The 2,557-nt window shown below is 72.3% G+C and carries 3 protein-coding genes; 2 read left to right on the forward strand and 1 reads right to left on the reverse strand.

Translation table 11 applies throughout. From position 1 onward, the window contains the following. Positions 1 to 707, reverse strand: a 707-nt coding sequence (locus tag RIM90_RS16025) for an MBL fold metallo-hydrolase (protein WP_309061385.1), incomplete at its 3' end; no start/stop codon positions are given. Positions 708 to 793: 86 nt separating this feature from the next. On the opposite strand from RIM90_RS16025, the gene RIM90_RS16030 reads away from it, so the two are divergent. Together RIM90_RS16030 and RIM90_RS16035 are read left to right on the forward strand one after the other, a co-directional pair. After that, positions 794 to 1,402 (forward strand): ABATE domain-containing protein, encoded by a 609-nt coding sequence (locus RIM90_RS16030; protein WP_309061386.1) that lies wholly within the window; start codon positions 794 to 796, stop codon positions 1,400 to 1,402. Between the two features lie 143 nt (positions 1,403 to 1,545). Next, the gene (locus RIM90_RS16035) at positions 1,546 to 2,151 is read left to right on the forward strand and encodes an MBL fold metallo-hydrolase (protein ID WP_309061387.1); all 606 of its coding nucleotides are present in this window, start codon (positions 1,546 to 1,548) and stop codon (positions 2,149 to 2,151) included. Positions 2,152 to 2,557: the final 406 nt, after the last annotated feature.

The following is a 2,557-nucleotide window of genomic DNA, read 5'->3' on the forward strand; positions in this document are numbered from 1 at the left end:
CGGCCCTCGGTGAAGTGGGCCCAGCTGTCGAAGTGGACGGGCACGATGCGGCGGGCGCCCAGGATGCGGGCGGCCTCGGCGGCCTGAGCGCTGTCGAGGGTGAGCAGCGCGCGGTCCAGGACATCGGTGCGGACCGCGCCGGCGAACAGCACAGCGGTGTCCACCGGGCCGAAGCGGTCGGCGATCTCGCGGACCGGCGAGAGCTGGGCGTTGTCACCGCTGACGTAGACGGTGGGCAGGCCGTCACCGCTCAGGACGAAGCCGACGACCTCGCCGACGACCGGTTCGAGGTCCTCGCGTGCCCCGGGGCCGTGCAGGGCCGGAACGCCGGTGACGGTGATCGTGCCGCCACCGGGGCGGTCCAGCTCGATGGACTCCCAGTCCTCGAGGGGCCGCGCGGTGCCGCCCAGCCGGCCCGCGCCGCTGGGCGTGGTCAGGGTCAGGGGTACGTCGGCGAGCAGGGCGCGGCCCGAGGCGTCGAGGTTGTCGTCGTGCTCGTCGTGCGACAGCAGCACCACGTCGATACGGCCCAGATCGGCGGGCGCGACGGAGGCGGGCGCGGTCTTGGCCAGCCCCGACGGGTAGGTGCCCGGGGCGTCGAAGGTCGGATCGGTCAGGAACCGCAGCCCTCCGTACTCGATGAGTGCGGTCGGACCGCCGAAGACACGGACGGGCACCTGCTCGCTGGACGCGCCGGTTGCTGTCATGACGAAATCACCTCACGGATAGAGCGGCTGACATCCGTGACGATAGGCGTTTGTCACGGATAAAGGCAAGCTGTAACGTGAGAAGCGTGAGTGAGACCGATACCGCCGCTACCGCCGGCCCCGGGCTGCCGCAGGCGCCGGGCGCCGCGCTCCACCCCGCGCTCGACCTCGCCAACAGCGCCATCGCCCTGCCCGGCGGCCAGTTCCTCGACGTGCTGGGCACCCCGTCCGGCGCCACCCGGTGGCTGGTCGACCACCACCTGGTCCCCGCAGACACCGGTCTCCAGGAGGTCTGCGCGGCACGCCTGCGCTCCCTGCGCGAGCAGGTACGCGCCCTACTCGCCGCCCAGGTCGGCGGGCACCCCGCCCCCACCACCGCGCTGGCCGCCGTCAACGACGCCCTCACCCGGGTCCCCACCGCCGCCCCGCTCGGCTGGGACTCCGTCCGCGGCATGCACCGCGCCGCCCCGCACCCCATCGACCGGATCGTCGACCAAGCCCTCGGCATCCTCGCCGCCGACGCCGCCGACCTGCTCACCGGCCCCGACGCCGAACGGATGACGGCCTGCCCCTCCGCCCCCTGCAACCGCTACTTGCTGCGCACCGGACGCCGCCACTGGTGCTCGGTCCGCTGCGGCGCCCGCGCCCGCGCCACCCGCGCATACGCCCGCCGCACCCGGACCGTCACCGGCTGAGTTCGGCCCTCCCGCCCCACGGACGGTTCGCGAGACCCGCGCCGGTGCACGGTTCCGCGCTCCCTCAAGCCCCCCGGTACGGACGGCACGCCTTGCCCTCCGCCCGGACATCTCCCCTACCCGACTAAGGATCACCACCTCTCATGACGGCCACATTCACCCTGCTGACCTCCGGCTACGACAGCCTCGACGCACGCAACGCCGACCGGGACGGCCGCGAGAAGCCATGGCACGTCGCCTCGACCGTCTCCCTCCTGTGCGACGGCGACACGATCGTCGTCGTCGACCCCGGCATGGTCGAGGACCGCAAGCTCATCCTCGCCCCGCTCGCCGACGCCGGAATCAGCCCCGAGCAGGTGACCGACGTGGTCTTCAGCCACCACCACCCCGACCACACCCTCAACGCAGCCCTCTTCCCCGACGCGCGCGCCCACGACATCTGGGCCACCTACCACAACAACCTCTGGCACGACCGGCCCGCCGACGGCTACCGGCTCTCACCCTCGATCCGTCTGATCGAGACCCCCGGCCACACCCCCCAGGACATCTCCACCGTCGCGGAAACCGACGGAGGAACCGTCGTCCTCACCCACGCCTGGTGGAGCACCCACGGCCCCGCCGAAGACCCCACCTCCGACGACCCCGAGGGCCTGCGTGCCTCACGCCGCAAGATCCTCGCCCTCGGGCCCGCCCTGATCGTCCCCGGCCACGGCGTCCCCTTCGCACCCGACGGGAACACCCCCGTCTGACCCGAGGAGAGCAACCCCGAGACCGACTCCAGTGCGCCGTCGTCGTCCAGCGCGGGGTGCCGGCCACCACCTCCCGCCCAGGACCGCCGCCTGGTCGTTGATCATGTTGAGCCAGGCCGCGCCGCCCCGACCCCAAGACGTCGTTTCCTTTGGTGCTGATGGGGCCGAACGAGGCGTCGTGGTCAGGGGGCATCGCGAGGCGCCGGCGGCAGCCAGAGGAGTGACGGCTGGCCTTTCAGCAGCGAAACCGGGCAGCAGCACTGCATGAAACCTCAACCGCGTTTCACGTTGGCTGCGACCACTCTCGACGCACCGGACGCCCACGAGCTGGCGCAGTTCTATCAGGGCTTGCTCGGGTGGCCGGTGCGGAAGGAGGAACCGGGCTGGGTCGAGATTGCAGCGCCCG

Origin of the sequence: Streptomyces sp., from assembly GCF_031181555.1 — a bacterium.
Lineage (GTDB): Bacteria > Actinomycetota > Actinomycetes > Streptomycetales > Streptomycetaceae > Streptomyces > Streptomyces fimbriatus.

Coding starts and splice junctions, on each gene's coding strand:
- RIM90_RS16035 (WP_309061387.1), top strand. CDS start 1,546: ATGACGGCCACATTCACCCTGCTGACCTCCGGCTACGACAGCCTCGAC.